The sequence below is a fragment of the Kitasatospora sp. NPDC093550 genome (genome assembly GCF_044764985.1).
Classification (GTDB): Bacteria; Actinomycetota; Actinomycetes; order Streptomycetales; family Streptomycetaceae; genus Kitasatospora.
In genome coordinates, this window is record NZ_JBIWJF010000007.1 from 69,004 (window position 1) to 93,660 (window position 24,657).

The window sequence follows — 24,657 nt, forward strand, 5'->3', positions numbered from 1 at the left end:
CACGGAACGCCGCAGGCTCTTCCGCCGCGGCCGGCACCCGGGTCGACGCCCAGGAGGCAACTGACACCCAGTGAAAAACAGGACGCGCGGTTTGTCAATACAAAACCGAACGTGCTGTTTGTTTTGAAGGGAAGGGCCGCTCGGCACGCCCGGGAACACCATGCGGATCCGGCCGATCACCCTCCGCGATGGCCTCGACGCAAACCAAAGGCGGCGCCGGACCCCCCGTGGGTCCCGCCGCCGCCCGTACGCCCGCACGCCGTGACGCGTCCGGCTCCCCGCCCCACCGGCCGCCGACGGTAGGACGGTTGAGTTTCCGTCAGCCCACGCCGACACCCGCCTGCGCCTGGGCCGGCACGTCGTCGCCCACCTCGCCGTCCAGACCGCCCACACCGTCCGGGCCGCCCTCGCCGTCCTCCGCGGCACGGGCCGCCGCGAGCTCCGCGACCACCTGGGCGCCCCGGTCCGGGCCCATCTGCAGCGAACCGAGCACGCCCGGGACGGCGATGCTCGGCATCAGGTGCTGGAACAGCGCGGACGCCCTGAGCTCCAGGTCCGCCCGGCCGGAGAGCTTCTGCGACTGGATCTGAACTCCCGTCCACGCAGCGACGATCAGCCACGCGGTGTCCGCCGGCACGATGTGCGGCAGCAGTTCCCCGCGCTCGCCGGCCGCGACCAGCATCTCCTCCATCCGGCCGATCCAGCCGGGAATGGCACCGCCGCCGAGGTCGTCGAACACGTCCTGCCCGAGCGAGAGCCGGGCCCCCGCGCTCAGCAGCGGATCACGCGGCATCAGGTGCGCCACGACCATCCCGGTGTCCACGAACTCCTGGAGCTTGCAGCTCCGTTCGGGAACGCCGTCCTGGGCGAACTGCGCCTCGACCACGCCCTGCGCCAGATCCCGCTTCGAGGCGAAATGGAAATACACCGCACCGCGCGTCACGCCGGCCCGGGAGACCACCTCCCCGATGGTCGCGCCCTCGTACCCGAACTCGTCGAAGACCGAGGCCGCCGCCTCCAGGATCAGCCGACGCGTCCGGAGCGCCCGCTCCTGCCGTACCACCGCAACCACCCCGCCCTGGGATCCCGGAAAACAAAACCAAACACCCCGTATCTTAGCTACGCCCCACCCGCAACCGACAAGACGATGGCGGTTGATCCCCCGACAACTCCCCTTTCTCCTCGACCCGTCGAGCCCCAACCGAGGGTCCGTCACCACCGAACCCACCCACCCCGGCCTTCATCCCCCGCCGAGGTCCATGGCGCCTATAAAACCGAACGATTGGTTTCTTCCGCTGGGTTTTACGGGTCGCCGCGCGCCGACGCGTGGCCGCGCCGCCGCGCCGTCCGCGCCCGGCCGCCGCGCAACCGCGCAACCGCCGCCCCGACCCCCGCGTCGTACCGGTGACTTGACCGGTGATCGACACGCTCGTCCACGGGGGGAACCGTGAGGCTCGACTCTCTGCGGCGCCATGCCGCCCTGTCCACCGCCATCGGGCTGGCCCTCGCCGCCCTGGTCTCCTGCGGCACCGCCGCGCCGACCGGCCCGGCCGCCACCGCGACCGTCCCGGCGGGCGCGGTCAGACTCCCGCTCGCCGAACGGGTCGCGGCCGGCCTGGCGCGGATCCGCGACGCGGCCAAGGACAACCCGCCCGGGGAGCAGTGGGCCCACTACATCGACGAGAGCGGCACCATCTGGTACTTCTGGCCCCTCCCCGACGGCCGGTCCTGCAACGGGCGGGGTTTCACCCTCGGGGATCAGGACATCCGGGAGACCGGCTGCACGGACCACCCGCTCCCCGGCGACGGCACGCCCTCCGCGCACGTGCTCGACGGCCCGGCCAGCGTGCACGGCGGCCGGTGGGTGGTCTTCCTCTACGCCGACCAGGAGGAGATCCAGCAGGTCTTCTGCGGTGGGCAGCAGCTCACCGCCCGCCGCTTCGGCCGGTTCGACTCCCCCGAGGGCCCCCGCACGGTCTACGCCGTCAGCACGCCGTGGTTCACCGTCGGATCCCTGCACACCGTGGTCCGCCGCCCGGACGGCAGCACCGCCGACGCCGAACTGCCGGTCGCGGACGGCGGCCCGGGCCCGCTCGTCTCCTACGCGCACGCCTGCGCGTGAGAAGTCGGCCCGGCCGACTTCTCGTGCGCGCCCCGCTGAGCCCTCGCGTCGAAGCCCGCCGCTTCCGAGCCCGCCGCCTCGAAGCCGGCTGCCTCGGAGTCCGCCGCCTCGGAGTCCGAGGCTACGAGTCGCGCGCGGCGGCGTTGCTGCGGGTCTCGGCGAGATGGAGGTCGATGTAGCGGACCAGGATCGGCGGGTCCCGCGGGTCGTCCGCCTGGAAGGTGACCCGCCGCAGCAGGTTGACGTCGTCCAGGCCCACGCCCTCGCGGGCGAGGACGAAGAGGAGGGCGAGGAAGGCCGCCCTGGCGTTGCCGTCCTCGAAGGGGTGGAAGAAGCAGACGTCGAGGTAGGCCCGGGCGGCGCGGGCGGACAGCGAGAGCGTGGTCCCGTCGCTCCCCGCGCTCTCCGCCAGGCAGGCGTCGAACCGGGCGCGGGTGTCGGGCCCGATGCCGTAGCGCTCCGCTCCGCCCTTGGCGAAGGCCGGCAGGGTGCGGAACGCCGGCGGCTGCGGAGTGTCCAGGACGTGCTGCTGCCAGCCGCTGAGCAGCTCGACGTCGAGCACCGCGCCCCGGGCCGCGTCGGCGCGGAGCAGGTCGAGGGCGGCCAGCAGGCCGTCCGCCCGGGCGACGTCGATGGCCCCGTCGAAGGCGCGGACGTCCTCGGCGGCGCCGTCGCGCGACGGGGTCACCGGCCCGTGCCCGGCTCCCGCCGAGGGCTCCGGCCAGACGACGTCCCGGCGGACGGCGAGCCAGCGTTCCAGGTGGTCCGGGAGCGGCTCGGCGGGCGGTCCACCCCTCGCGTGGCCCGGCCGCAGCGACTGGGCGAGCTGCTCCGCGACCGCGCCGACCAGCTCGGTGTCGGGGCTGATCCAGCTCCGGAACCGCCCGCCGATCGCCTCCCGGACCAGTCCCTCGGCGGCCTCCGGCGCGACGCCCCAGCGGTCCAGGAACCAGACCAGCACCTGCTCGCAGTGCCCGTACCAGCCGCTGTCGCCGCGGGTCCGCTCGGCCACCTGCAGGATCAGGCTCCGGGCGGCACGCTCCCACCGGCTCCGCTGCTCCTCGACGGCGGCCGCGTCCAGCGGGTGCTCCTCGAACCGGCAGGCGAGGTCCTCCAGCCAGGCGCGCCATTCGCACACCGCCGCGATCACGCGCTCGACCGTCTCCTCCGGCGTGCCGACCGAGTGCGGCGGGCAGCACCAGCTGCCGATCGGCCCGCCGTCGTAGTCGCCTTCGCCGATCGCCCAGCGCCAGCCCGCGACCCAGCCGCCGTAGTGCTCGGCCAGGGCGTAGGACATGGCGGCGGCCCAGGGCCCGGCCACGTTCCACTCCCACGCGTTCCGCCCCTCCTCGTCCGCCGGCGCGTCGGACGACGAGGGCACGCGCAGGGCCGGGCCGAGCCCGCGGATCTCCCGCGCGGCCGACGCACGGTCGAAGGGGTGACGGACCGGGTCCACGTCGTTCCAGCGCAGCAGGCGTGGGCTCAGGTTCGCGATCACCGCGCCAGCCTACGGTCAGCCCGTCCAGGGCAGCCGCAGTACCTCCAGCTCCGGGTCGTCCAGCAGCGCCCGGACGAGGTCCGGCGGCCCGGCGACCTTGGTGCCCCAGAGGTCGTAGTCGGTGCACAGCACCCAGGAGCGGTCGGCGGCCCAGAGGTTGGAGGGGCTGAAGTCCGCGTCGTCGGTGTCGTAGAGGAGTTCGGCGTCACCGAGGCGGCCCGCCCGCACGTGGTGGTGGTCGAACTCCCCCATCATCAGCGGGTTGTAGAAGGCCAGGCAGCGGGTGTCCGGCCCGTCCGGGCTGTACGCGGTGAGGACGGCGACCAGGCGGTTCCAGGTCTCCCGGTCCAGGCTCCCCTCAGCGGGCGGGACGATGCCGCGCGGCCAACTGCCGTTCTTCTTCACGGACGGGAAGCAGTGGAGGCACGGCAGCGTCCCCTCGGCCACCACGGGATCACCGCTGCGCTCGGCGAGTTCGGCCCACCGCAGCCGCCGCCAGCCCGGCCCCGGGTGCTCGGCGCGGCCCAGGCCGCCGCCCGTGACGACACCCACGGCATCGAGGTCTACGCCCGCGAGCACCCGCGGCCGCGCCCGGCCGTCCGCCAACCGGGCCCGCCGCTCCTCGTCGTACGAGACCTCGCCCGGCCCCCGCTCGTGCTCGTACATCGCGTGGAGCACCCAGCCCGCATCGGGCAGTCCCGGCGGCATGAACCCGAGCGTCCCGTCCTCGCACAGCTCCACCAACCAGTCGGCCTCGCCGGACGGCGCGAGCGGCCACCGCCCCGACAGCGGGTCGGTGGCCGGCGTCATCAGCTGATCGGTTTCCTCGGGCATCCGGCCATGATCGCACGACGACTCCGCCGGGCTCCGCGCGTCAGGACGGGCCAGGACGGCGGAGCCGGTTCGTCGTCCCCGTCTTGGCTTCCGTGACGGGCACGAGGGCGAGGCCGAGGAAGCCCGGCTCCGGCCGCCCGAGCCCACCGGCCGGTCCGAGGTAGGTCGTCCCGCCGGCGCTGTGGGCGGTCCACCCGAGCGCCTCCGCCCGGAACCGACCGCCCCCCGGAGGGTCGAGGGCCTCGATGTGCACCGTCACCGGTCCGCAGCGCCATGCCGGCGATCCCGTGCGCGCTCACCCGCCGTCGTCGGAGCGTTCGGCCAGGCGCCGGCGCCACTGCTCCATGCCCCGGCGGAGCGATTCGTTGACCAGGAGCAGGAGTTCGGCGGAGGACTCGAAGCGGGCGCCGGCCGGGGTGGTGCCGCCGAGGACCGCGGCCGCGTGCCGGGCCTCGGCGATGAGGGCCTCGTTCATCTGCATGGTGGCGAGGAGGGTCCGGGCCCAGGTGCCGTCGTCGATGACGTAGCGCTCGCGGCGCACGCCCGGGGTGCGCTCGCGTCGGAGCAGGCCCTGCTGTTCGAGGAAGGCGACGGCGTGGGAGATCGACGCCGCGCTGACCCGCAGCCGTTGGGCCAGCTCGGCGGCGGCGAGGGCGCCGGAGTCGGTGACGTACAGGCAGGCCAGCACACCGGCGGCGACCCGGGGCATGCCCTGCTGGACCAGGGCGGTGCTCCAGGACTCGACGAGCTCCTGGACGGCCCGGGGGTCGGGGCCGTGGCCGCCGTCGGGGACGGGCGGCGGCGCGGGCTCGGTCCGCCGGCGCCGGCGCGCGCGGTGCCGGGTCGCCTCCTGCGCTCGGTGCGCGCCGTAGCCGTCGGGTCCGCCGTTGCGGGTGACCTCCCGCAGGACGGTCGAGGCGGGCCGCCCCAGGCGTCGGCCGATCTCCGCGTAGCCGAGCCCTTCGGCCAGTCCGGCGGCGATCTGCCGCCGGTCCTCGTCGGTGAGTCTGCCTCCGGGCATCGGTACCCGTCTCCCCTCGGCCGGTGTGCGCGGATCCCGGCGCCCGCGCACTCGCCGGTCAGTATGCATTCACCCGAAGCTCATTGCAAAGGCTGACGCGCCCGCCCCTTGCATTAAGCGCCACACTCATTGCAAAGAAAGGCCAAGAAACCAAGCCGCAAAGTGCTCTGAGGCACCAAAGAGCGTTGACCAACTTCTGAACGCAATGTAGCGTCATGGACGTTCAGCGATCCCCGAACGTCAGCGAGAGCCGGTCGGGTACCGCACGTCGCGCCTCCGCCACCGGCGGATCCGAAGGAGGGCACCACCATGTCCGTCACCCCCACCGACCGGGACGAGCTCACCCCGCCGCAGGCCACCGCCGCTCCGGACCGCCCGGAGCTGCAGCAGGCCGTCCAGGCCTTCGTCGACTCCGGGTTCGCCGGAATGCAGATGCGGGTCCACGACGGGCGCGGCGCATGGGTCGGCACCGCCGGGATACGCGAGCTGGGCAGCACCGGGCAGCCGCCCGCGAACGGCCGGTTCTGGATCGGCAGCACCACCAAGACCTTCGTCGCGACGCTGGTCCTCCAGCTGGTGGCCGACGGCGCGATCGAGCTGGACGGCCCGGTGGCCGACCACCTGCCCGCGTTCGGCCTGGACCCGCGGATCACCGTTCGGATGCTGCTGCAGCACACCAGCGGCCTGTACAACTACACCGGCGAGCTGGACGCCGACGGCACGTTCGTTCCGGGGCTGCCCTCGGTCGGCAAGCCGTGGGTGGACAACCGTTTCCACAGCTACCGGCCCGAGGACCTGGTGCGGTTCGCGCTCGCCCGGCCGGCCCGGTTCGAGCCGGGGGCGGACCAGAGCTACGCCAACACCAACTACACCCTGGCCGTGCTGCTGATCGAGGCGCTCACCGGCCGCTCGTACGCCGAGGAGCTGCGGCAGCGGATCCTGGAGCCGCTCGGACTGCGGGACACCGCGGCGCCCGGTGACTCCCCCGAGCTCCCCGAGCCGCACGCCCACGGCTACTACCGCTACCAGGACGGCGAGCAGTGGGAGGTCGTCGACGTCACCCGCCAGAACCTCTCCCTGCTGGTCGGCGCCGGGGACCTGTTCTCCACCACCCGGGACCTCCACACCTTCTTCTCCGCGCTGCTGGGCGGCCGGCTCCTCCCGGCTCCGCTGCTGGACGAGATGCGCACGCCGCACGGGATGCTCGGCTACGGCCTCGGGCTCTTCGTGCAGGACCTCGGCCCGGAGCACGGCACCATCGTCCACCACAACGGCGGCGCCCCCGGCGGCTTCGGCGCCCTGATGATCAGCACCCCGGACGGCAGCACGACGCTCACCGCCGGACTGACCACCGGCGACTCGGCCACCGACCCGGCCCAGGAGTTCCCGAAGGCCCTGGACCGGCTCATCACGGCCGTCTTCCGCACCACCACCCCGGCCGACCCGGCCCGGCCCGCGGCCTGAGCAGCACCACGACCGCCGCGACGTGAAGCAGGACCGCCCGGTTGCCGACTCGGCCGAGTCGGCAACCGGGCGGTCCGGTCCTGTGCACCCCGGGTCGCGGGGGGGTCGCGTCAGGCGGTCAGACGGTGACCCGCTCGCGCTGCTCGGTGGAGAGGGCCTCGGCGACGGTGCCGGAGACGTTCTCCCGGGGCTCCGGGAGCACCGCCATGATCACGGCGGAGATCACGATGGTCGCCGCCCAGGCCAGCCCGTACCGGCCGACCGGGGTGTCGGAGAGCGGACCGGAGAACCAGTCGCACGTGGTGAAGGCGAGCCCGGCCAGCAGCGCGAGCACCCAGGAGGCCATCGCCTGCCAGCAGAAGCCGCCGACGTACCAGTAGCGGCCGCCCTTGCCGGTGTCCATCAGCGCCTCGGCGTCGTAGCGCACCGCACGCTTGCGGCGGCGGAACATGTCCACCGCGTAGACGCCGATCCAGGCCGAGAAGGAGACGGCGAGCAGGACCAGGAAGGTGATGAAGGAGCCCAGGAAGCTCTTCGCGACCAGCATCAGCAGCAGGCCGCCGACCAGCGAGATCACGGCGTTGATGCTGACGGCCATGGCGCGCGGCAGCTTGACGCCCATGGTCTGCGCGGTGAAGCCGGCCGAGTACATGGAGAGGCTGTTGATCAGCAGCATGCCCACGATCGCGGTCAGCAGGTAGGGCACGGCGAGCCAGGTCGGCAGCAGGTCACCGAGGAAGGAGACCGGGTCCGCGGCCTCGGCCAGGCCGGGCGAGGCCACCGCCATCACGGCACCCATCAGCACCATCGGCACCATGACCAGGCCGGCGCCGGAGACCGTCACGCCGACGATCTTCTTCCCGGAGGCGGCGTGCGGCAGGTAGCGGGCGAAGTCCGGGCCGGTGGGGACCCAGCTGATGCCGCCGGCGGCGATGGTCCCGATGCCGGCGATCATCATCGCGGTGGTGCCCGCGGGCTTGGCGAAGACCTCGCTCCAGTGCATGGTCGCGATCAGGTAGCCCAGCACCAGGACGCTGAAGACCCCGAACAGGTACGTCGACCAGGTGTTGCAGACGTTCAGCGCCTTGCGGCCCAGGCCGGAGACCAGGAAGGTGCAGGCGACGAAGGCGAAGAGCGTGATCACGATCAGCGCGGTGTTGCTCTTCACGCCGAACAGCAGGTCGAGCACGGTCAGCACCGCGTAGGCGCCGGTGACGGCGTTGATCGTCTCCCAGCCGAACCGGGCGATCCAGAGGATCGCGCCGGGGAACAGGTTGCCGCGCACGCCGAAGGTGGCCCGGGAGAGCGTGGCCCCCGGGGCCCCGCCCCACTTCCCGGAGACCGACAGCACGCCGACCATCCCGAAGGAGACCAGCGCGGCGCACGCGGCGACGATCAGGACCTGCCAGAAGTTCAGCTGGTTGAACACCACCAGGGCCGCCCCCATGGTGAGGAGCAGCACACTGATGTTCGCCGCGACCCAGGTCGGGAAGAGCTCGCGGACTCTGCCCCGTCGCTCGTGGTCCGGGACGGGTTCGATACCGCGGGTCTCGATCGCACCGTCGGCGTTGGCGGTGGACGGGTTGTCCATGTGGGTGGCTCCGTGCGTGTTCAAGCGGGAGATGAATCGGGCAAATGGAACATTTATGGAACTCCACGCGCGTAGCGCGGTAGTTGAGTCATCCTACTTTGTCCGCTTCACCGCTAGATCCACCCCGCCCCCGGCCCCCGCCCCCGCCCCCGCCCCCGCCCCGGCAGGGTTCCGGGCGTCAGTCCTGGACCGGGTACCCGATCGCGGCCAGGTCCTCCGCGAGGTCGGACAGGTCCAGCTCGGGGTTCAGCAGCGACACGACGTGCGGGGTGAGCGGGTGCAGGGCGTAGACGTGCCGGACGGCCGCAAGGTCCACCGCCACCTCGTAGTACTCCTCCGCGAACTGCTGGTACGCCTCGGGACGGCCGTCCAGCAGCACCTCGAACAACCACTCGCCGCTGCCGTCGTCCTCCACGCCCTCCGGCAACGGCTCGACCGTCCCCGCCTTCCACTCGCCGTCGGCCTGTTCGCGCCAGAAGCACACCGTGGCCCGCGGCGTCCCCTCGTCGCAGAAGGCGGGCTCCGCCACGTGGGCGCGCAGCGCCTCCGGCGCCCCGTCGAGCAGGCCCGGCCAGAGCGCCGGAGGCGTGACCCGGTACGGGGTCATCGGCGACTCGTGATCGAACCCGCGGGCGTAGGCGCCCGCCGGCGAGAAGAGGATCGAGTACTCGTTGCCGCAGCCGTCGCGCATCGAGGCCATCTCCTCCGTCGGCGACCAGCGGGAGTCGTACGAGAAGTACCGGTCCCCCCACTCCGGGCTCAGGACGGCCTCCAGCACGGCCATGGCGCGGCAGCGGTCCCGGACGACGGAGAGGGCGGGCAACTGGTCGATCAGCTCAGAAACAGACACCGGGACATCCAAGCCGATCCCCCTGACAGTCGGCGTCACTGCTGGAAGGGGCTCGGCTGCCAAGCGTTCCCGCCGACCGTCTGACCCGCCGCCGGACCGCGGGTCGGCCCTCAGGGGGTACCGGTCGCCACGAATCCCCCGGTCAGGCCCGCACGGTCCAACGCCCGGACGATGGCGGGCCCGTCCAGTGGATCACCGTCGCCGTTGGTCCGGGCCAGCCGCCGCAGCAGCCCCTGCGGCTCCAGTCGATACGCCTCCGCGTCGGCCAGGAGGCTGTCCGCGGTCGGCCCGTCGGCCGTGTCGTCCAGGTGGTCCTCCAGGTCGCCGAGCACGCTGCCGCGGTCGACGAAGGAACCCATGCCGCAGTCCAAGCCGTCGTCGTCCAGGTCGTCCGGGTATGGCGCCCGGGCCCAGGCACCGTTCTCGTACCAGTACACGCACCCGATCTCGTACCCTTCGAGCCGGCTCCGCAGTTCCTCGTAGGGCAGCCAGTCCGGACCGCCCGCCAGCACGTCGATCGCCGGTTCGTGCCACTTGACGCCGCTCGACTCGTCCTCGCCGTAGAGCACGAACCGGCCGGCGCCGGCCTCGGACATGATCCACCAGGTGCAGCCGCAGTCGTCCCAGTGCAGGCCCTCGTCGTCGATCCACCGACCGATCCGGTGACGCGGCGGGCGCTCCTCGTCCTCGGTGGTCGCCCCGAGGGCCGCGAGCAGCGCCCAGCGCGCCCACAGCTCCTCGGCCGGTGGAAGGTCCTGCGGCAGTCCCGGTCGGTGAACGGTCATCCGTGCCCCCGTGTGAGCGAATCCGATCGTGATCGCCGTAAGAATACGATCCGCCACCGACGCGCGGTGTCCGGTGCCCGGTCGGGGGGCCCGGCCCTCCTGGTCGCGTGGCGCGCCGACGGTGTCCCGTCGCGAGTCGGGGCGCGGCCCCGGTGTCGGTGGTCGGGGCTACGGTTCTCGGGACGGCGGGAGCTGACGGAACGGCAGCGGGAACGCGGAGCGGTCTGTTGCCCGGACGGCCGACGAGGCGTGCGCCGCCGACGTCCGACGGGATGCGAGCGGCGGACCGGTGACCGGCCGCCGGTGAGAGCTGGAAGACTCAGGCCATGACGTCCTCCCTGCCCGAGCCCGGCCAGCAGATCTCCGATCCCGGCACCCTGTTGCTGGAGTACCTGGACCACTACCGGTCCGTGATCGGCGCGAAGATCGCGGGACTGTCCGACGCGGAGCTGCGCACCAGCCGGCTGCCCTCCGGGTGGACCCTGCTCGAACTGCTGAAGCACCTGGTCCACATGGAACAGCGGTGGCTGCGCTGGGGCTTCCTGGCCGAACAGGTGGCGGCCCCGTGGGGCGACCGCGGCCCGCAGGGGCGCTGGTACGTCGGTCCGCAGGAGACGGCGGCCGAGCTGCTCGCCGCGCTGCACGCCGGTGGCGAGACCACCCGGGCCGTCGTGTCGCGCACCGCTCTGTCCACCGTCGCCGCGGCGGGCGGCCGTTTCCCGGACGACGGTACCCCCCGGCCCACCCTGGCCTGGATCCTGTTCCACGTCCTGCAGGAGTACGCCCGTCACGCGGGTCACCTGGACGTCGTCCGGGAACTCACCGACGGGGCCACCGGCTGACGGCGGCGCCCCGCGCCGGCGTCACTGCTGGAAGGGGCTCGGCTGCCAGGCGTTCCCACCGACCGGGTAGCTGTACAGCGGCCGGCCCTTGACCGCGCTGGTGCGGAAGGGCGCGCCCGCGCCGGGCCCGATGGTCAGCGTGCCCTTGCGGTTGCCGCTCGTCCACTCCAGTTCCAGGTACCAGCTGACGTCGTGCGAGATGGTCTTGGCGGTCACCTCGATGACCTCCGGGTCGCGCTCGCTCACCTTGAGCGGCAGACCGGTGGTGCCCTCGATCAGGACCGGACGGGGGCGGGCCGCGTCCAGGTCGAGGTTGTAGGAGTGGACGCTCATTCCGCCGCCGCAGCCCTCGCCCATGGAGTACGCGTTCCAGGGCAGCGGGGCCGCGGTCCGGGCGACGCGGACGTTGAGGGCGGTCAGCACCACGGTCTCGCTGCCGGTGCCCTGCACGGTGAGCTGGATCGACTGGTAGCGGCCGGGGACCGCGCCGACCCGGGCGACCCAGGCCGGGACGTCCTGCGGCGCGGGCGGACGGGGGACTTCCGACGGCGGGCGGTCCACCACGTACTGGTCGCACTCCGCGTCCCAGCCGGACGGGCGGACCGCGACCGTGATCGGGGCGCTCGCCCCCTGGTCCCCGGCGCCGGCCGGAGAGGCGCTGCCGACGGGCGTGGCGGAGCCGGTGGCGGTGGCAGTGGCGGCAGGGGTCGGCGTCGGGGATCCGGCGGACGGACCGGCGGACGGACCTGCAGCCGGACCGGCGTCAGCCGCCGGGGCGGCAGCCGAGGCGGCCGAACCGCCCGAGCGGGTCCCGAGACCGGTGGCCACGGCCCCGATGGTGGCGAGGACCGCCGCAGCCGTCACGGCGGCGAGGACGCCCCGACGCACGCGCCGCCGCAGCGGCACGGCGGGGGCGGACTGCGGGGCTGCCGCCCGGGCCTCGACGGCGCCTCCCGCGGCCGGTGCGTCCTCCGGTTCCTCCTCCGGCGCCTCATCAGACTCGGGAGCAGCCGGAGTGTCCGGCGCCGTTCGCGCCACCGGAGCCGCTGACGCAGCCTCAACCGCGGGCTCGGCTGCGGGTGAGGGCGCCGGCACAGGCGCAGCCGCGGACGCCGGCCGGTTCGCCCGCGCCTCGTGCGCGGTGACCCACCAGCGGTAGAGCTCGGTGCTCTCCTCCGGAGTCGCCCGGCACAAGCGCGCGAGGCGCTCCAACGGGGCGAACTCCACCGGCATCACCTCGCCGTTGCAGTAACGGTGGAGGGCCGACGTACTCACGTGCAGCCGCTTCGCCAGCGCCCCGTAACTGAGCCCCGACCGGCTCTTCAGCTCCTGGAGCAGCCGCGCGACCTCGTCCTCCGCCCGCAAATCCCCGATCCCCTCTGGCACTGTGTCCTCCACCCCTCCTGAACCCCCTCGGCGGCGCGCCCCCGGCTCCGGCCGTCGCCGGCCAATCACTCGCCGCCGAACCAGCCGGGCACGAACCGACATGAGCTCCGGCAGTCAAGTACGCCGCGGACCCGTCCCACGGTTCCCCCGAGGGCACCGCCGGAGCCGGCCGCGCCGTCCCGGAGCCCCGCGCGCGCGTCCCAGGAAGGTTACGTCTTCCCAGCTCAAACCCGGTAACGGCGTCCCAGCATCCCTGATCGCCCTCCCACCGTTGCGGCCGGGACGAACCGGCGGACAAGCTGACGGCGGAACATCGAGAGGGAGCAACTGTGAGCACTGTTCGGGCGGCCCGGGCCGCGATACGCACCAGCGACCGTCTCCACCGCGGCGCGGTGGCGCTGGCGATGGGCGGGGTCCTGCTGATGACCGCGGCCTGCGGCGACGGCAAGGGCGAGGGCGGCGGTGACGCCGCGCCGGCCGGCGCCGCCGCCTCCGCAACCGCTTCCGGGGCAGCCTCCGCCGGGGCGTCCGCCTCGGGAGCACCGAAGACGTCGACCGCGGTGCTGGACGTGGAGCCGAAGGACGGGGCCCAGGGCGTCGCGCCGACCGCGCTCCGGGTGTCCGTCTCGCAGGGCAAGCTCACCGCCGTCGACGTGACGGACAAGGACGGCAAGCCCGTCCAGGGCTCGATCACCCCGGACGGCGCGGGCTGGAAGCCCGCCGCCGCGCTCGCCCCGGGCACCGCGTACACGGTGAACGCCCAGGCGAAGGACGCCGACGGTCTGGTCGCCGCGGCCACCAGCGCCTTCACCACCGCCCCGCCCGGCAAGAAGGTGTCGACCAACGACAACATCGCCGACGGCCAGACCTACGGCGTGGGCATGATCGTCAAGGTGGACTTCAGCACCAAGGTCGTGAACAAGGAGGCCGTCGCCAAGGCCATCACCTTCGAGACCGACAACGGCACCGAGGTGAAGGGCCACTGGTTCGGCGACGACCGGCTCGACTTCCGCCCGGCCGAGCCCTGGAAGCCGAACACCAAGGTCACCATCCACTACCGGCTGAAGAACGTCGAGGTCGCCCCCGGCGTGTGGGGCGACGTCGACAAGGACGAACCGTTCACCATCGGCCGCTCCCAGATCTCCACCGCAGACGCCGCCACGCACCAGCTGACGATCGTGCGGGACGGCAAGTCCACCACCGTGCCCGCCACCCTCGGCGACGACCAGCACCCCTCCTGGGGCGGCACCATGGTCATCATGTCCAAGGAGCGGGTCACCCACATGAACTCCCAGACCGTCGGCATGGGCAACGAGTACGACATCCCCGCCGCCCCGCACGCGATGCGGCTGACCCGGTCCGGCACCTACCTCCACGGCAACTACTGGTACAAGGGCGACCCCTTCGGCAAGGCCAACACCAGCCACGGCTGCGTCTCGCTCAAGGACGTGGAGGGCGGCAGCGACATCTCCGTCGCCGGATCGTTCTACAACAGCTCGCTGATCGGCGACATCGTCACGGTCGTGAACACCAAGGAGAAGACCGTCGCCCCCGACAACGGCCTCGGCGGCTGGAACATCCCCTGGGCCACCTGGTAGCCCCCGCCCACTCCGCGTCAGGGCCCGCTCGGGAGGCCGACCCCACCTGCCGGTATGCGGAGGGCGGCCGCCCGGCCGACCACCAGGCGGCGCCGCGTGGGAAGTCGGCCCGTCCGACTCTTCACGCGGCGCCGGCTCCCTGAACCCGGACCATCGGCTCGATCCGCTGCTGCGTCCGTACGTACAGGCCCGTACCAGGAGGCCGACACCGAACACCGACGCCGGTCGATGGGCGGAGTGCAAGGGGCGGGATGAGAGCATGGGCTCTCGATCCGGCCTGATCTTGAGTGAGTGACCATGACTGCAGCTGAGCTCGTGTCGGCTTACCTGTCGGCGCTGGAGCGGGCGGATGCCGAGGCGGTGCTGGAGTTGTTCGCGCCTGGAGCGATGGTGCACTCTCCGCTGTACGGCCCCCGACCGGCCACGGAGTTCTATCCCGAGCTCTTCGCCGACACCAGCCGGGCGGACCTGACTCTGCTGGGGGTGGCGGAGGGCCGGACCCAGCAGGGGGCCGCACTGATCTCGTTCTGGTTCCACTTCGACTGGCGACTGCCGTCCGGAGCTGCCGCGCCGTTCGACGTGGTGGACCTGGCTGAACTCGCCGATGACGGCCGTATTGCCACGCTGCGTATCGTGTACGACACCGTTGACGTGCGTCCGGCGTTCGAACGCGAGACGGGCCGTTCGTGGCGGCCCACCCCAGACCAGAGCTGACGGCTGCTGCCCACCCTGGCCATGAAACGATTCTCAGCTCTCCCGGACGATCTGACGGTTGCAGTTCGCGGAGATCGGTGAGGCGATCAGCGAAGCCCTGCACCGGGTAACGGCCGTCGAGGCCGAGTCCGCCGGCTGACGACCGGCCAGCGCTGCGTGGGAAGTCGGAGGGGCCGACTTCCCGTGCGCCCCGACAAGCGGGTGCCGGCGGACTCACTCGTCGAACGGTTCGTCACTCCACCTGAACCACGCTCGGTCGTCACGGACGTGCAGGAGGAACTCCGCGACCGGACCCGACGGGGCTACCAGCGACAAGGCGTTCGCGATCCGGTTGTACGAGTCGTCGAAGCGCTCGTAGTCCTCCGCCTCCAGCAGGGCCAGTGACTCGTCGAACCACGGCTTCACCTGCCCGAACACCGGCGTTGGAACGAAGCGCCCGTTCAGCCACGGAAAGTCGGCCTCGTCGATCACGATCTCGCCGAGTCGCTCCTCCTGCCGCATCAGTCGCCAGACTTCGCCCTCGAAACCCATCCCGCCGGCTCCCCCTCCGCGTCCCGGTGCTGTCGGCAGCCTTTCACGCCGCAGGGACATCGAGGCGCGAACACCGGTGAGCCGTTCCGAATGCGGGGCTCGCTGGTGGGGCGAGGGGCGGTCGTTCCGTCGGTGGCCGGGCCGTTCGTGATCAGGGCGAGGACGTGAACGGCCCGCCGTTCCAGGACGGCGCCCGGCCGGGCGGTGCGATCGGCCCGTCCGGAATCCTCACCTCGGCCACCTCGTCCAGCGGGACGATCGTCAGGGCGACGCTCGGGTCGTGGACGAGCGCTCCGAGCTCGTCCACCGCCTGCCGGTAGGCCACCGCGTCGCCGACGGTGTGCTGGTAGGCGAGCACGTCGGTCAACTGCCGTGCCCGCTCCGCGCGTTCATCCCCCAGCGACTGCCACAGGTCCGGCGGCAGCAGGACCCTTGACTTGGCGAACCGGCGCCCGATGTCCACGAAGTTCCGGATGCAGGCGTCACGCGCGTCGTAGAAGTCCTGGGGGTAGCGGTACTCGTGGCCCTGGAACGCGATCCACGTCCGATCACCCCCTGCCCCGAACGACGTCGACACCGTTGCCGCGACGTCCAGCTGGTACGTCTCGTCATCCGGCCGGTTGGTCAGCCGCAGCCGCTCCCCGGCGGCGATGCGCTCGATCTCGTAGGACACGACGACCGTGCGCGTGTCCCCCTGCGGGTCGAGCCGGGAGTTCGCCACCTCGACCTCCTTGACGAAGGAGCACTGCCCGGAGGCACCCGTGAGCGGCACGTCGTCGACGGTCCAGGTCACCGTCACCGGCACGCCACCGGGCGGATAGGTCGCTTCGACGACGGCCTGCTGTTGCCGTGCCAGCTCGCGGTACTCCCAGGTGCCCACGACGCACAGCTTCTCACCGTGCCCCCAGGTGGTCTCGCCGGTGCCGCGTTCCTCCTCGCGCAGGGTGTCCGTACGGTCGGTGAACCCGATCGACACCGGAGTGGCCCGCCCCGGGCGCAGCCGGATCGTCACCGTATGGTCGTCGGGCGACCGGCCGACCACCTCCATCCCGAAACCGTGCCCGTTGTAGACGCTGCTCCAGGACCCGAAGGCGATCGGCAGGCGGCGCAGCCCCTGGTAGGTGGTCGCGAAGGTGCCGGGGTAGTGCGAGTCGCCGCTGCTGCCGCGGCCCTGGGCGACGATCAGGGCCGGCGACCCTTGTCCCCGGTCCCAGTCGGCGTCCTCCCGGTACTCGATGACGTAGTTCGTCCCGTCGGCCGCCAACACCTCCACCGCCTGCGGCGCAAGCCGGGGGTTCCGGCCGAGCCAGTGCCTGCTGCGAAGGGTGAACTCGGCGGGGCCGGCGGCCGCGGCCAGGTTGTAGGTGTCCCCGTGGATCCAGCCGCGGCCCAGCGCCGACGTTGCGTTCAGGCTCGGGCCGAGCCCCGAGTACTCGCGTCGGCCGTCCCGCGGGGTGGCCGGGAGGTAGGGGCGGCCGATGTCGCCGTAGGCCATCGCGCTCATGATGCAGTACGGGTGCGCGTAACCCCCGTAGTCCTCCCCGGGGTCCTTGAAGGCCGGATCGCCGAACGAGTGCGACAGGCCCAGGGCGTGGCCCAACTCGTGGGCCATGAAGTCGAACCGGTCTCCTGTCCGGGTCACGATTCCGTGGTGCCTGCGGTGCCTGGAGGTGGCCGGGGTCGACCCGCCGTTGACGGGGTAGTCGCCCCGTACGCCCAGCACCGCGACGATCACGTCGAAGGACGAGAAGTCGATGTTCCGGTCGTCCTCCATGGCTCGGATCACCCGGTCGACCGTCTTCGCCCGGTCGGAGAAGTCAGGGGCCGGATCCTCGAAGAGGGCCCGATCGAACACTTCCCCGTCGAGCAGCAGGTCGTTGTCGGTCTGCTTGAGCCAGTACGCCGCCTGTCCGTGCGTCGGGCTGAAGAAGTAGGAGACGTACCAGGGGGCGTCGCCTTGCACATCGAGCGGCTGTCCGGCCGGAAACTCGGTGAGCAGGACGGCGGTTCGGACGACGGGCACGATCGCTCTCCCTGATGCGCGGGGCGGCCCCGGAGCGGCACGACTACGTTCTGTGACCGAATCATGGCAACGGCGCGAGCGTCTGGGGCTGCGGCGCGCCGCACTGGTCGTCGACGTGGCCCGAGCGGGGAACTCACGGGTGGGCGAAGAGGGTGCTGGCGAGGGCGACGTGGACGGCGGTGCCGCCGAGGATGCTCAGGACGGCGTTGCGCCGCCACAGGTGCAGGCCGAGGGTGGCGGCCAGGGCGACGGCGGTGGGGGCGGCCCGCAGCGGGCTGGTGAGGGGGAGGTCGCGCAGGGCGTAGACGGTGAGGATCACCATCACGCCGACCGGCATCCGCTCGCCCAGGTGGTGCAGGACGGCGCTGGCCCGCAGCGGGGCGAGGGCGGCGAAGGGCAGGGCGCGCAGGCCCCAGGTGACGGCGACGGACACGCCGATGGCGGCGAGCAGGTAGGGCGTGTCAGGCACGGGCCGGCTCCTTCGGGGCGGGGGTGCGGTGCCGGGTGAGGGCCCGTCGGGCGAGCAGCCCGGCGGTGAACAGCGCGGTGGCGGCGAGCAGCATCTGACCGGGGAACAGGAAGCGCGCGGCGAGTGCGCAGACCAGGGCGAGCGCGGGGGTGGGGACGTCGCGCCGGGCCCGGTAGGCGTCGAGGGCGAGCACGACGAACAGCGCGGTCAGCGCGAAGTCCAGGCCGACCAGCCGGGCGGGCACCAGGGCCCCGAACAGCGCGCCGGCGGTGGCGCCGACGACCCAGTAGAGCTGGCAGAGCACCTGGAGCCAGATGATGCGCCGCCCGCTCCAGGAGCGCGCCTGCTGCCCGGTGGTCAGGGCGTAGGCCTCGTCCGTCATGGCGAAGGTGCTGTACGCCCGGCCGAACCGGCCGCCGACCCGGTGCAGCGGGAAGGACAGGGCGTAGAAGACGTGCCGGAAGTTCACCAGGAACGCGGTGAGGGCGATCTGTGCGAGCGGGGCGACCGCGACGACCAGCCCGATCAGCAGGAACTCCAGTGACCCGGCGTAGACCAGCGCGGTGAAGGCGGTGGCCCACCACCAGCTCAGGCCCGCGTGGACGACGAGCACGCCGAACGCGATGCCGAGCGGGAACAGGCCCAGGCCGACGGAGCTGGAGTCCCGGAGCGCGGCCGTCAGGTCGTTCCGGGCGCTCGACGCGGCCGCGGTCGTCTCGTCAGCGGGCATTTCGGGGGCGGGTGTTTCGGAGGCGGGCAGTTCGGAGGCGGGCGTATCGGAGGCGGGCGCGGGTGGCGGAACGGCACGGGTGAGCGTCCCGCCGGGAGCGGTGGTCATGGAGAAATTCTATGCCGAATTCCAGGTAATATGGTTTCCAATCATTGCCTCGCAATCCCGGGATGAGCAATAAAGAAATGCTGGATGGCATCGATCGTGAAATTTTGTTCCACCTGCGCCAGGACGGTCGGCTGACCAACGTCGAACTGGCCAAGCGGGTCGGCCTCACGCCGCCGCCGTGCCTGCGCCGGGTCAAGCGGCTGGAGGAGTCCGGGGTCATCGCCGGGTACCGGGCCCGGATCGACCCGGCGGCGGCCGGCCGCGGGTTCGAGGTGGTGGTCGCGGTCGAGATCGGCGTCAACGACCTGCAGACGGTGGAGGAGTTCGAGTCGACGGTGGCCTCCTACGAGGAGGTGGTCGAGTTCCGCCGGCTCTTCGGCCGCCCCGACTACTTCATCCGCGTCGCCGTCGCCGACCACGCCGCCTACGAGGGCTTCCTCACGGCCCGCCTGATGGGACTGCCGGCCGTCGCCCGGGTCGACTCGCACCTGACCATGAAGATCATCAAGAACGACGGCTGAGCGGCCGCGACCACCGGCGCCCGGGCGTCCGCCACCCCGACCCGGGCCGGACGGCTCCGGGGTCAGCCGCGGACGTGGAGCCCGAAGCCGGTGCGGCCGGCCGGCTCCAGGCCCCCCTTCAGGTGCAGCGAGGGGATCTCGTAGTCGCCGAAGTTCTGGCGCCGGAAGGCGATCGGCTCGGTCGTCTCCAGGGTGAGCAGGCGCTGCTTCCAGGCCTCGGCGACGGCCGGGTACTGCTCGTCGGTCATCCGGTCGGTGCCGTGGAGGACGAACGGCGGCAGCACCTCGATGCCCGGGTAGTAGAGGATGCCGTGCTGGATCGGGAACAGCAGGTCGTCGATGGGGCCGTTGATCCCGCGGGCCTGGTAGTGCGGTTCGGGGCCGCCGGTGGTGACCGACAGCAGGGCCCGGCGGCCCGCGAGGGTTCCCTCGCCGAAGCGCTCGCCGTACTTGGTGTCGCTGTGCTCGCCGACGCCGTACGCGAAGCGGTAGGTGAACACCCGGTCCACCCAGCCCTTGAGGATGGCGGGCATCGAGTACCACCACAGCGGGAACTGGAAGATGATCGTGTCAGCCCAGAGCAGCTTCTCCTGCTCGGTGCGGACGTCCGGGGTGAGCGTCCCGGCGGCGAAGGCCCGGCCGGAGTCGAGGGCGACCTTCAACGGGCTGGAGGCGTCCGGGCCGTAGTCCGCGGCGTCGACCACGGCCTTCCAGTTCATCGCGTACAGGTCGCTCACCCGCACCTCGTGCCCGGCGCCCTCCAGGGTGGACACCGCGAGGTCCTTGAGCGAACCGTTGAGCGACTTCGGCTCCGGGTGGGCATGGACGATCAGCGTCTTCACGGGAACTCCTGAGGATCGGTGGGGATCGGATGCCTTCGATCCTGGTCGCCCGGGCGCTCGCCGTTCAGGGGCGGCGATTCCGTCGGACCGGCGTTCCTGGTACTGGCAGGGCCACCCTCACGCCCCCTCCGACGGCCCCGGCCGCGGCCATACTTGGGGAATGGACGATCTTGCAGGCTTTCTGCGGACCAGGCGCTCCCGCGTCGACCCGGCGTCGGCCGGCATCCCCACCGACAGCCGCCGCCGGGTCCAGGGGCTGCGCCGCGAGGAGGTCGCGCACCTGTCCGGGGTCAGCGTCGACTACTACGTGCGCCTGGAGCAGGGCCGTGCGACCCAGCCCTCCGAGCAGGTCCTCGACACGCTCGCCCGCGTCCTCGGGCTGGACGACACCGAACGCGAGCACCTCCACCGGCTCGCCCGCCAGCCCCGCCGCCGGGCGAGGACCCCGGGCGGCCGGGTCCGGCCGGAGCTGCTGCGCGTGCTCGACCTGGTCCCCGACGCACCGGCGCTGATCGTGGACCACCGCCTGGACGTCCTCGCCGGGAACCGCCTCGCCCGGCTCCTGTTCGGCACGCCCATGCCGGGTCTGAACACCGCCCGGCACGTCTTCCTGGAGGAGACCGACGGCGGCCTCTACGCGGACTGGGAGAACTGCACCCTGGACGTGGTCGGCCATCTGCGCCTGGCCGCCGGCAAGTACCCCGACGATCGCCGACTGGCCGAGCTGATCGGCGAGTTGGCGATGGGCAGCGAGCGCTTCCGCCGCCTCTGGGCCCGCGCGGACGTGCGGGCCCGCACCCACGGGCGCAAGCCGTACCGGCACCCGCTGGTCGGACTGCTGGAACTTCACCACGAGAACTTCGCCCTGCAGGACGCCTCGGGCCTGGAGCTGCTGGTGCTGTCCGCGGCCCCCGGCAGCCCCGCCGAGGACGGGCTGCGCCTCCTCGCGGGCCTGGACGCGGACGGTGCTGCCGCGGCCACAGGGGTGAACCCCGAGGCCCGTACGTCCTGACGGCGGCGCCTCGGGACGGGCCGAGGCTGACAGGTGGAACCACCACCCGGACGACCGATTCCCCTCCGGAGGACGGGAGTTCGAGTCCGACGTCGACAGGGGCCCGGATACGCCACGGGTGGCCGACCGACCGGGAGCTGCGGCAGGTCTTCCCCCACGGAACTGGAGCGCGTGCTCACCGGCGGCGGGCCGCGCTCCCGCAGCGGGCTGGACGACGACACCGAGGAGGCGCTCCGGGCGATCGCCTCGGCCGAGCCCGCCGACCGCGAGGCCTTCGTGCCGGCCGCCGACCGGGCCTTCGCCGGTCAGCCGGACGGCGGCAACGCCGCGCGCCGGCACGCGGAGCTGGAGCGCCGGTTCGACGAGCGCGAGCGGCGGCGGCCGGACGGGACGGGGGAGGGGTTCGGATCCGGCAACGGCAGCCGTCCCGCCCGGGCCGGACGGTCAGGCGCGGGGCGGTCAGGCGCGGGGCGGTCAGCGCGGGGCGGGGTCCTCGGTGTGGTCGCCGAGGGTGAGGAGGACACGGCGCAGCAGGCCGGCGAGCTGGTCGCGTTCGGCACCGGTGAGCCCGGCGAGCTGGCGCTCCTCCCCCGCGAGGTGGTGTTCGACGAGGCGGTCGGTCAGCTCCCGGCCGGTGTCGGTCAGGGAGATCAGGACCCGCCGGCGGTGGGCGGGGTCGACGGCCCGTTCGACCAGGCCCTTCTTCTCCAGGTGATCGATGCGGTTGGTGAGCGCCGCGGAACTGACCATCGCGGCCGCGCTGAGCTCGCCGGCGGTGAGCACGTGCGGCGGGCCGGAACGCAGCAGGGTGGCGAGGACGTCGAACTCCCAGGGCTCGACGCCGTGGAGGGCCAGGTTGTCCTTGATCCCGCGCTCCAGCAGGCGGGAGGCGCGGGAGAGGCGGCCGATGACGGCCATGGGGGAGGTGTCCAGGTCGGGGCGGACCGCGCGCCACTGTGCGGTGATGCGGTCGACTCCGTCCTGCTGCGGCTGTTGGGCCGTCGAGTCCGTCACGGTGGGGCCGGTGGGGTCGGTGGGGGTCGAGTCCGTCATGGCCGGAGCCTAACACTTCGACATGGAAATGTTTGACATCGCCGACTACATCTCCCTATAGTTTCGACATCGAAATTTTCGACGTAGGGGGATGGTCATGAAGGTCCTGCTCACCGGCGCCACCGGCTACATCGGCACCGCCGTCACCGAACACCTCACCGCCGCCGGCCACCAGGTCGTCGCACTCACCCGCAGCACCGAGTCGCGGCCCGGCCGGGGCTGGCACGCCCGGATCGCCGGCGACACCGCCGACCCGGCCTCGCTGGTCGGCGCCGTCACGCCCGACATCGAGGCCGTGATCCACCTCGCTCCCCCGAGCGGCGACGCCGACGTCGACACCGCCGTCATCGAGGCGCTCGCCACTCCCCTGCGCGGCACCGGCCGCCCGTTCGTCTACACCAGCGGCGTCTGGGTGCTCGGCGCCACCGGCGAGGCCCAGGAGGTCGGCGAGGACACCCCGACCAACCCGATCGACATCGTCGGCTACCGCCCGCGGATCGAGCAGCGGGTGCTCGCCGAGGCCGCCGAGGGCGTGCGCGCGACCGTCGTCCGGCCCGGCATCGTGTACGGCCGCGGCGGCGGGATCCCCGCCATCCTGGTCGACCGGGCCCGCAAGCAGGGGGCACCCGAGTACTACGGCGAGGAGGGCGTGCGCTGGCCCACCGTCCACGTGGACGACCTGGCCGAGCTGTTCGTGGCCGCCGTCGAGCGGGCCGAGGCCGGCACCGTCTGGCACGGCGTCGGCGAGTCGGCCGTCCCGGTCCGCGACCTCGCCCGGGCCGCCGGTCAGGTGGCCGGCGTGCCCGCCGACCCACAGGTACTGGCGGCGGGCGAGGCCGCCGAGGTCTTCGGCCCGCTCTTCGCGGACGCGCTCGCCCTCGACCAGAGCGTCAGCGGCGCGGCCGCCCGTACCGCCCTCGGCTGGCGCCCGGTCCGCCCGGGCGCGGTGGCCGAGCTGGAGTCGGGCTCGTACCGGGCCGGCGAGTAGCCCCGCACCGCCCACGACCCGGCCCGGGGCGCACCTGCCCCGGGCCGGCTCCCGCGTACGGGCCCGGCCGCCCCGCCTCTCCCCCGTCCCCCCCTCGCCCCACGCCTTCACCCGCATCCCCCACGACCTCGTCCGCACCCTCGGCCAAGCCCCCCGCCGTGACCCGCACCGCGGTTGTCGGTGGCGGGTGATAGGACGGGGCTCGTACCGGAACGAAGCGGGTGTCGTACGGCCTCAGGCCAGGCCTCGGGCCTCGGGGCGGACAAGGCCTCAGGAAGAGGGATCTCGTGGGGTGGCTTGGCGGAGACGGAGCACCGGCGGTGTACCGCGAGGGCGGGTTGGACTTCCACGCGGGCACGGAAGAGGACGTGCGCGTGGTCACGGCCGCCCTGCCCTCGGAGGTCAAGGACGGCTTGCGGTACGACGCCGTGCCCTGGGTCCGGTTCCACCACGCCTACGGGCCCGGCGGCGACGTACCGGCCCGGTTGGAGGCGATCCGCCTCGGCGACGCCGACGCCGCCGAGCGAGCGCTGGGCACGCTGTGGAACAGCATCTGCCACCAGGGCGGAACCTCCGCCGTCGGCGCCCTCGCCGTGCCCTTCCTCCTCCGGATCGCCCTCGCCCACCCCCGCCACCGCGCCGACCTCTTGTGGCTGGTCGGCTCGGTCGCCCGCCGGCAACACTTCGGCGAGGCCTCCCGCACCGGTCTCCTGCGCGCCGGACTGCCCCACGACTCCATGCGCTGGGAACCGAGCGGCTACCCGCAGAACTGGTCGCTCGAAGCCGCCCGGCAGGCCGTGACCACGGACGCCGACCTCGTGCTCCACCTGCTCGACGACCCCGCCCCGGCCGTCCGCCAGGCCGCGGCCTTCGCCCTGGCGGCCGCCGCGCCCCCACCCCGCCACGGCCCGGCCGCCCTGCACGCCCGTCTCACCGTCGAGGACGACCCGGCGGTACGCGCCTGCCTGGTCCTGGCGATCGGTCAACTCGCCAGGGAGGAGGGCGAACCGGACACCGCCGCCCGCCTGCACGAGTGGTGGCAGGACCCCACCCGGCCCACGGACGTACGGGTGAGCGCCGCCCTGGCCTGGCTGTGCCTCGTCGACGACCCGATCCCCGACGACCTCGACACCCTCCTCGACACAGCCGTCACCGATGACCTGACAGCCCTCCTCGCCCCCGTCCCCTGGCTGCGCGACGCCGAAGACGGCGGCAAGGACAACGGCCTCCTGACAGCCCTCGCCCAGATGCGCAACCCCGACGACTACCGCTGGCTCGACTACTAGGAGTGCTGTGTCAGGTGACGTGCCACGCCAGGCGGTTGACGGTTCTCCGCCCGCCTGCCGGGACGTCCCGGAGCTGAGGACCCGCCACATGACCACCGACGTGATCACCGCCGGCTGTCGACGACGGCCTGGTCCCCAGGGGCTGTGTTCACGTAATTCCCCAGCCCCTGGGGCTGACGGAGGCTATGTGGCCGGGGGTTCGGTGGCGTTCTCCGGCCGCTTGTGGGGGCGGCAGCTGGGCCCGTCGATGATGCCGCGTAGGCGCTGCAGAACGCGTCGTCGGCCTGGTCGACGGTGCTGTCCTCGGCAATACGGTAGCCGCAGGAATCCATGGCGTCGGCGCCCCTGAGGCCGTCGCCGCGCCGATGATGCCTGGGGGACTGGTTGAT

At 72.8% G+C, this 24,657-nt stretch carries 23 protein-coding genes; 9 read left to right on the forward strand and 14 right to left on the reverse strand.

All coding sequences use genetic code 11. The features are described 5' to 3' along the window. Nucleotides 1-319 precede the first annotated feature (319 nt). Nucleotides 320-1,063, reverse strand: a complete 744-nt coding sequence (locus tag ACIRD3_RS13125; protein ID WP_402214882.1) for a ScbR family autoregulator-binding transcription factor — start codon at nt 1,061-1,063, stop codon at nt 320-322. A 384-nt stretch (nt 1,064-1,447) separates the two neighbouring features. Here ACIRD3_RS13125 and ACIRD3_RS13130 point away from each other — a divergent pair, with 384 nt between their 5' ends. Further along, complete coding sequence (locus ACIRD3_RS13130) at nt 1,448-2,122, forward strand: hypothetical protein (RefSeq protein ID WP_402214884.1); 675 nt, start codon at nt 1,448-1,450, stop codon at nt 2,120-2,122. A 121-nt stretch (nt 2,123-2,243) separates the two neighbouring features. Here the strand turns inward: ACIRD3_RS13130 and ACIRD3_RS13135 are convergent, their stop codons facing one another. The 3 genes from ACIRD3_RS13135 to ACIRD3_RS13145 all read right to left on the reverse strand — a co-directional run bounded on the left by ACIRD3_RS13135 (nt 2,244) and on the right by ACIRD3_RS13145 (nt 5,475). Next, the gene (locus ACIRD3_RS13135; RefSeq protein ID WP_402214886.1) at nt 2,244-3,620 is read right to left on the reverse strand and encodes a Fic family protein; all 1,377 of its coding nucleotides are present in this window, start codon (nt 3,618-3,620) and stop codon (nt 2,244-2,246) included. A 15-nt stretch (nt 3,621-3,635) separates the two neighbouring features. Further along, nucleotides 3,636-4,454, reverse strand: a complete 819-nt coding sequence (locus ACIRD3_RS13140; protein WP_402214888.1) for a hypothetical protein — start codon at nt 4,452-4,454, stop codon at nt 3,636-3,638. A gap of 295 nt (nt 4,455-4,749) precedes the next feature. Next, nucleotides 4,750-5,475, reverse strand: a complete 726-nt coding sequence (locus ACIRD3_RS13145; RefSeq protein ID WP_402214889.1) for a helix-turn-helix domain-containing protein — start codon at nt 5,473-5,475, stop codon at nt 4,750-4,752. Nucleotides 5,476-5,784: 309 nt separating this feature from the next. On the opposite strand from ACIRD3_RS13145, the gene ACIRD3_RS13150 reads away from it, so the two are divergent. Then, nucleotides 5,785-6,939, forward strand: coding sequence for a serine hydrolase domain-containing protein (locus ACIRD3_RS13150; RefSeq protein ID WP_402214891.1), 1,155 nt, complete (start codon nt 5,785-5,787; stop codon nt 6,937-6,939). Nucleotides 6,940-7,057: 118 nt separating this feature from the next. On the opposite strand, the gene ACIRD3_RS13155 is transcribed toward ACIRD3_RS13150, so the two are convergent. The 3 genes from ACIRD3_RS13155 to ACIRD3_RS13165 form a co-directional block, all read right to left on the reverse strand. Further along, entirely contained in the window at nt 7,058-8,530 is a 1,473-nt protein-coding gene (locus ACIRD3_RS13155; protein ID WP_402215548.1) for a purine-cytosine permease family protein, read from the reverse strand. A 178-nt stretch (nt 8,531-8,708) separates the two neighbouring features. Further along, entirely contained in the window at nt 8,709-9,380 is a 672-nt protein-coding gene (locus tag ACIRD3_RS13160; RefSeq protein WP_402214893.1) for a hypothetical protein, read from the reverse strand. A 110-nt stretch (nt 9,381-9,490) separates the two neighbouring features. Further along, on the reverse strand, nt 9,491-10,165 hold the full coding sequence (locus ACIRD3_RS13165) for a hypothetical protein (protein ID WP_402214895.1): 675 nt from the start codon (nt 10,163-10,165) through the stop codon (nt 9,491-9,493). 326 nt (nt 10,166-10,491) lie between these two features. Between ACIRD3_RS13165 and ACIRD3_RS13170 the strand changes: the two genes are divergently transcribed. Next, a complete protein-coding gene (locus ACIRD3_RS13170; RefSeq protein WP_402214897.1) occupies nt 10,492-11,007 on the forward strand; it encodes a DinB family protein in 516 nt (171 codons plus the stop codon). Nucleotides 11,008-11,028: 21 nt separating this feature from the next. Here ACIRD3_RS13170 and ACIRD3_RS13175 read toward each other — a convergent pair whose 3' ends face one another. Beyond that, nucleotides 11,029-12,393 (reverse strand): helix-turn-helix domain-containing protein, encoded by a 1,365-nt coding sequence (locus ACIRD3_RS13175; RefSeq protein ID WP_402214899.1) that lies wholly within the window; start codon nt 12,391-12,393, stop codon nt 11,029-11,031. Between the two features lie 329 nt (nt 12,394-12,722). On the opposite strand from ACIRD3_RS13175, the gene ACIRD3_RS13180 reads away from it, so the two are divergent. Continuing rightward, the gene (locus tag ACIRD3_RS13180) at nt 12,723-13,991 is read left to right on the forward strand and encodes an Ig-like domain-containing protein (RefSeq protein WP_402214901.1); all 1,269 of its coding nucleotides are present in this window, start codon (nt 12,723-12,725) and stop codon (nt 13,989-13,991) included. 297 nt (nt 13,992-14,288) lie between these two features. Further along, on the forward strand, nt 14,289-14,705 hold the full coding sequence (locus ACIRD3_RS13185; RefSeq protein WP_402214903.1) for a nuclear transport factor 2 family protein: 417 nt from the start codon (nt 14,289-14,291) through the stop codon (nt 14,703-14,705). Between the two features lie 213 nt (nt 14,706-14,918). On the opposite strand, the gene ACIRD3_RS13190 is transcribed toward ACIRD3_RS13185, so the two are convergent. From ACIRD3_RS13190 to ACIRD3_RS13205, 4 genes are all read right to left on the reverse strand, one after another. Then, entirely contained in the window at nt 14,919-15,236 is a 318-nt protein-coding gene (locus tag ACIRD3_RS13190) for a hypothetical protein (RefSeq protein ID WP_402214905.1), read from the reverse strand. Nucleotides 15,237-15,387: 151 nt separating this feature from the next. Further along, entirely contained in the window at nt 15,388-17,259 is a 1,872-nt protein-coding gene (locus ACIRD3_RS13195; protein WP_402214907.1) for a hypothetical protein, read from the reverse strand. 133 nt (nt 17,260-17,392) lie between these two features. Then, nucleotides 17,393-17,728 (reverse strand): branched-chain amino acid transporter permease, encoded by a 336-nt coding sequence (locus tag ACIRD3_RS13200; protein ID WP_402214908.1) that lies wholly within the window; start codon nt 17,726-17,728, stop codon nt 17,393-17,395. After that, nucleotides 17,721-18,566: an AzlC family ABC transporter permease gene (locus ACIRD3_RS13205; protein ID WP_402214909.1), complete on the reverse strand. Its 846-nt coding sequence runs from the start codon at nt 18,564-18,566 to the stop codon at nt 17,721-17,723. The genes ACIRD3_RS13200 and ACIRD3_RS13205 overlap by 8 nt, the downstream gene beginning before the upstream one ends. Before the next feature lie 77 nt (nt 18,567-18,643). Between ACIRD3_RS13205 and ACIRD3_RS13210 the strand changes: the two genes are divergently transcribed. Next, nucleotides 18,644-19,087: an Lrp/AsnC family transcriptional regulator gene (locus tag ACIRD3_RS13210; RefSeq protein WP_402214911.1), complete on the forward strand. Its 444-nt coding sequence runs from the start codon at nt 18,644-18,646 to the stop codon at nt 19,085-19,087. 62 nt (nt 19,088-19,149) lie between these two features. Here the strand turns inward: ACIRD3_RS13210 and ACIRD3_RS13215 are convergent, their stop codons facing one another. Next, the gene (locus tag ACIRD3_RS13215; protein ID WP_402214913.1) at nt 19,150-19,929 is read right to left on the reverse strand and encodes an NAD(P)H-dependent oxidoreductase; all 780 of its coding nucleotides are present in this window, start codon (nt 19,927-19,929) and stop codon (nt 19,150-19,152) included. A 160-nt stretch (nt 19,930-20,089) separates the two neighbouring features. Here ACIRD3_RS13215 and ACIRD3_RS13220 point away from each other — a divergent pair, with 160 nt between their 5' ends. Further along, a complete protein-coding gene (locus tag ACIRD3_RS13220; RefSeq protein WP_402214914.1) occupies nt 20,090-20,941 on the forward strand; it encodes a helix-turn-helix transcriptional regulator in 852 nt (283 codons plus the stop codon). A 474-nt stretch (nt 20,942-21,415) separates the two neighbouring features. Here ACIRD3_RS13220 and ACIRD3_RS13225 read toward each other — a convergent pair whose 3' ends face one another. Further along, nucleotides 21,416-21,994 (reverse strand): MarR family winged helix-turn-helix transcriptional regulator, encoded by a 579-nt coding sequence (locus ACIRD3_RS13225; protein WP_402214916.1) that lies wholly within the window; start codon nt 21,992-21,994, stop codon nt 21,416-21,418. 97 nt (nt 21,995-22,091) lie between these two features. On the opposite strand from ACIRD3_RS13225, the gene ACIRD3_RS13230 reads away from it, so the two are divergent. Both ACIRD3_RS13230 and ACIRD3_RS13235 read left to right on the forward strand, forming a co-directional pair. Next, nucleotides 22,092-22,982, forward strand: a complete 891-nt coding sequence (locus tag ACIRD3_RS13230) for an NAD-dependent epimerase/dehydratase family protein (protein ID WP_402214918.1) — start codon at nt 22,092-22,094, stop codon at nt 22,980-22,982. Nucleotides 22,983-23,302: 320 nt separating this feature from the next. After that, nucleotides 23,303-24,268 (forward strand): HEAT repeat domain-containing protein, encoded by a 966-nt coding sequence (locus ACIRD3_RS13235; protein ID WP_402214920.1) that lies wholly within the window; start codon nt 23,303-23,305, stop codon nt 24,266-24,268. The last annotated feature ends 389 nt before the right edge of the window (nt 24,269-24,657 follow it).

Excerpts from the sequence above, each read along its gene's own strand:
- ACIRD3_RS13140 (WP_402214888.1), bottom strand. The coding sequence starts at position 4,454 with ATGCCCGAGGAAACCGATCAGCTGATGACGCCGGCCACCGACCCGCTG.
- ACIRD3_RS13145 (WP_402214889.1), bottom strand. The coding sequence starts at position 5,475 with ATGCCCGGAGGCAGACTCACCGACGAGGACCGGCGGCAGATCGCCGCC.
- ACIRD3_RS13150 (WP_402214891.1), top strand. The coding sequence starts at position 5,785 with ATGTCCGTCACCCCCACCGACCGGGACGAGCTCACCCCGCCGCAGGCC.
- ACIRD3_RS13155 (WP_402215548.1), bottom strand. The coding sequence starts at position 8,530 with ATGGACAACCCGTCCACCGCCAACGCCGACGGTGCGATCGAGACCCGC.
- ACIRD3_RS13165 (WP_402214895.1), bottom strand. The coding sequence starts at position 10,165 with ATGACCGTTCACCGACCGGGACTGCCGCAGGACCTTCCACCGGCCGAG.
- ACIRD3_RS13170 (WP_402214897.1), top strand. The coding sequence starts at position 10,492 with ATGACGTCCTCCCTGCCCGAGCCCGGCCAGCAGATCTCCGATCCCGGC.
- ACIRD3_RS13185 (WP_402214903.1), top strand. The coding sequence starts at position 14,289 with ATGACTGCAGCTGAGCTCGTGTCGGCTTACCTGTCGGCGCTGGAGCGG.
- ACIRD3_RS13190 (WP_402214905.1), bottom strand. The coding sequence starts at position 15,236 with ATGGGTTTCGAGGGCGAAGTCTGGCGACTGATGCGGCAGGAGGAGCGA.
- ACIRD3_RS13205 (WP_402214909.1), bottom strand. The coding sequence starts at position 18,566 with ATGACCACCGCTCCCGGCGGGACGCTCACCCGTGCCGTTCCGCCACCC.
- ACIRD3_RS13210 (WP_402214911.1), top strand. The coding sequence starts at position 18,644 with ATGCTGGATGGCATCGATCGTGAAATTTTGTTCCACCTGCGCCAGGAC.
- ACIRD3_RS13220 (WP_402214914.1), top strand. The coding sequence starts at position 20,090 with ATGGACGATCTTGCAGGCTTTCTGCGGACCAGGCGCTCCCGCGTCGAC.
- ACIRD3_RS13225 (WP_402214916.1), bottom strand. The coding sequence starts at position 21,994 with ATGACGGACTCGACCCCCACCGACCCCACCGGCCCCACCGTGACGGAC.
- ACIRD3_RS13230 (WP_402214918.1), top strand. The coding sequence starts at position 22,092 with ATGAAGGTCCTGCTCACCGGCGCCACCGGCTACATCGGCACCGCCGTC.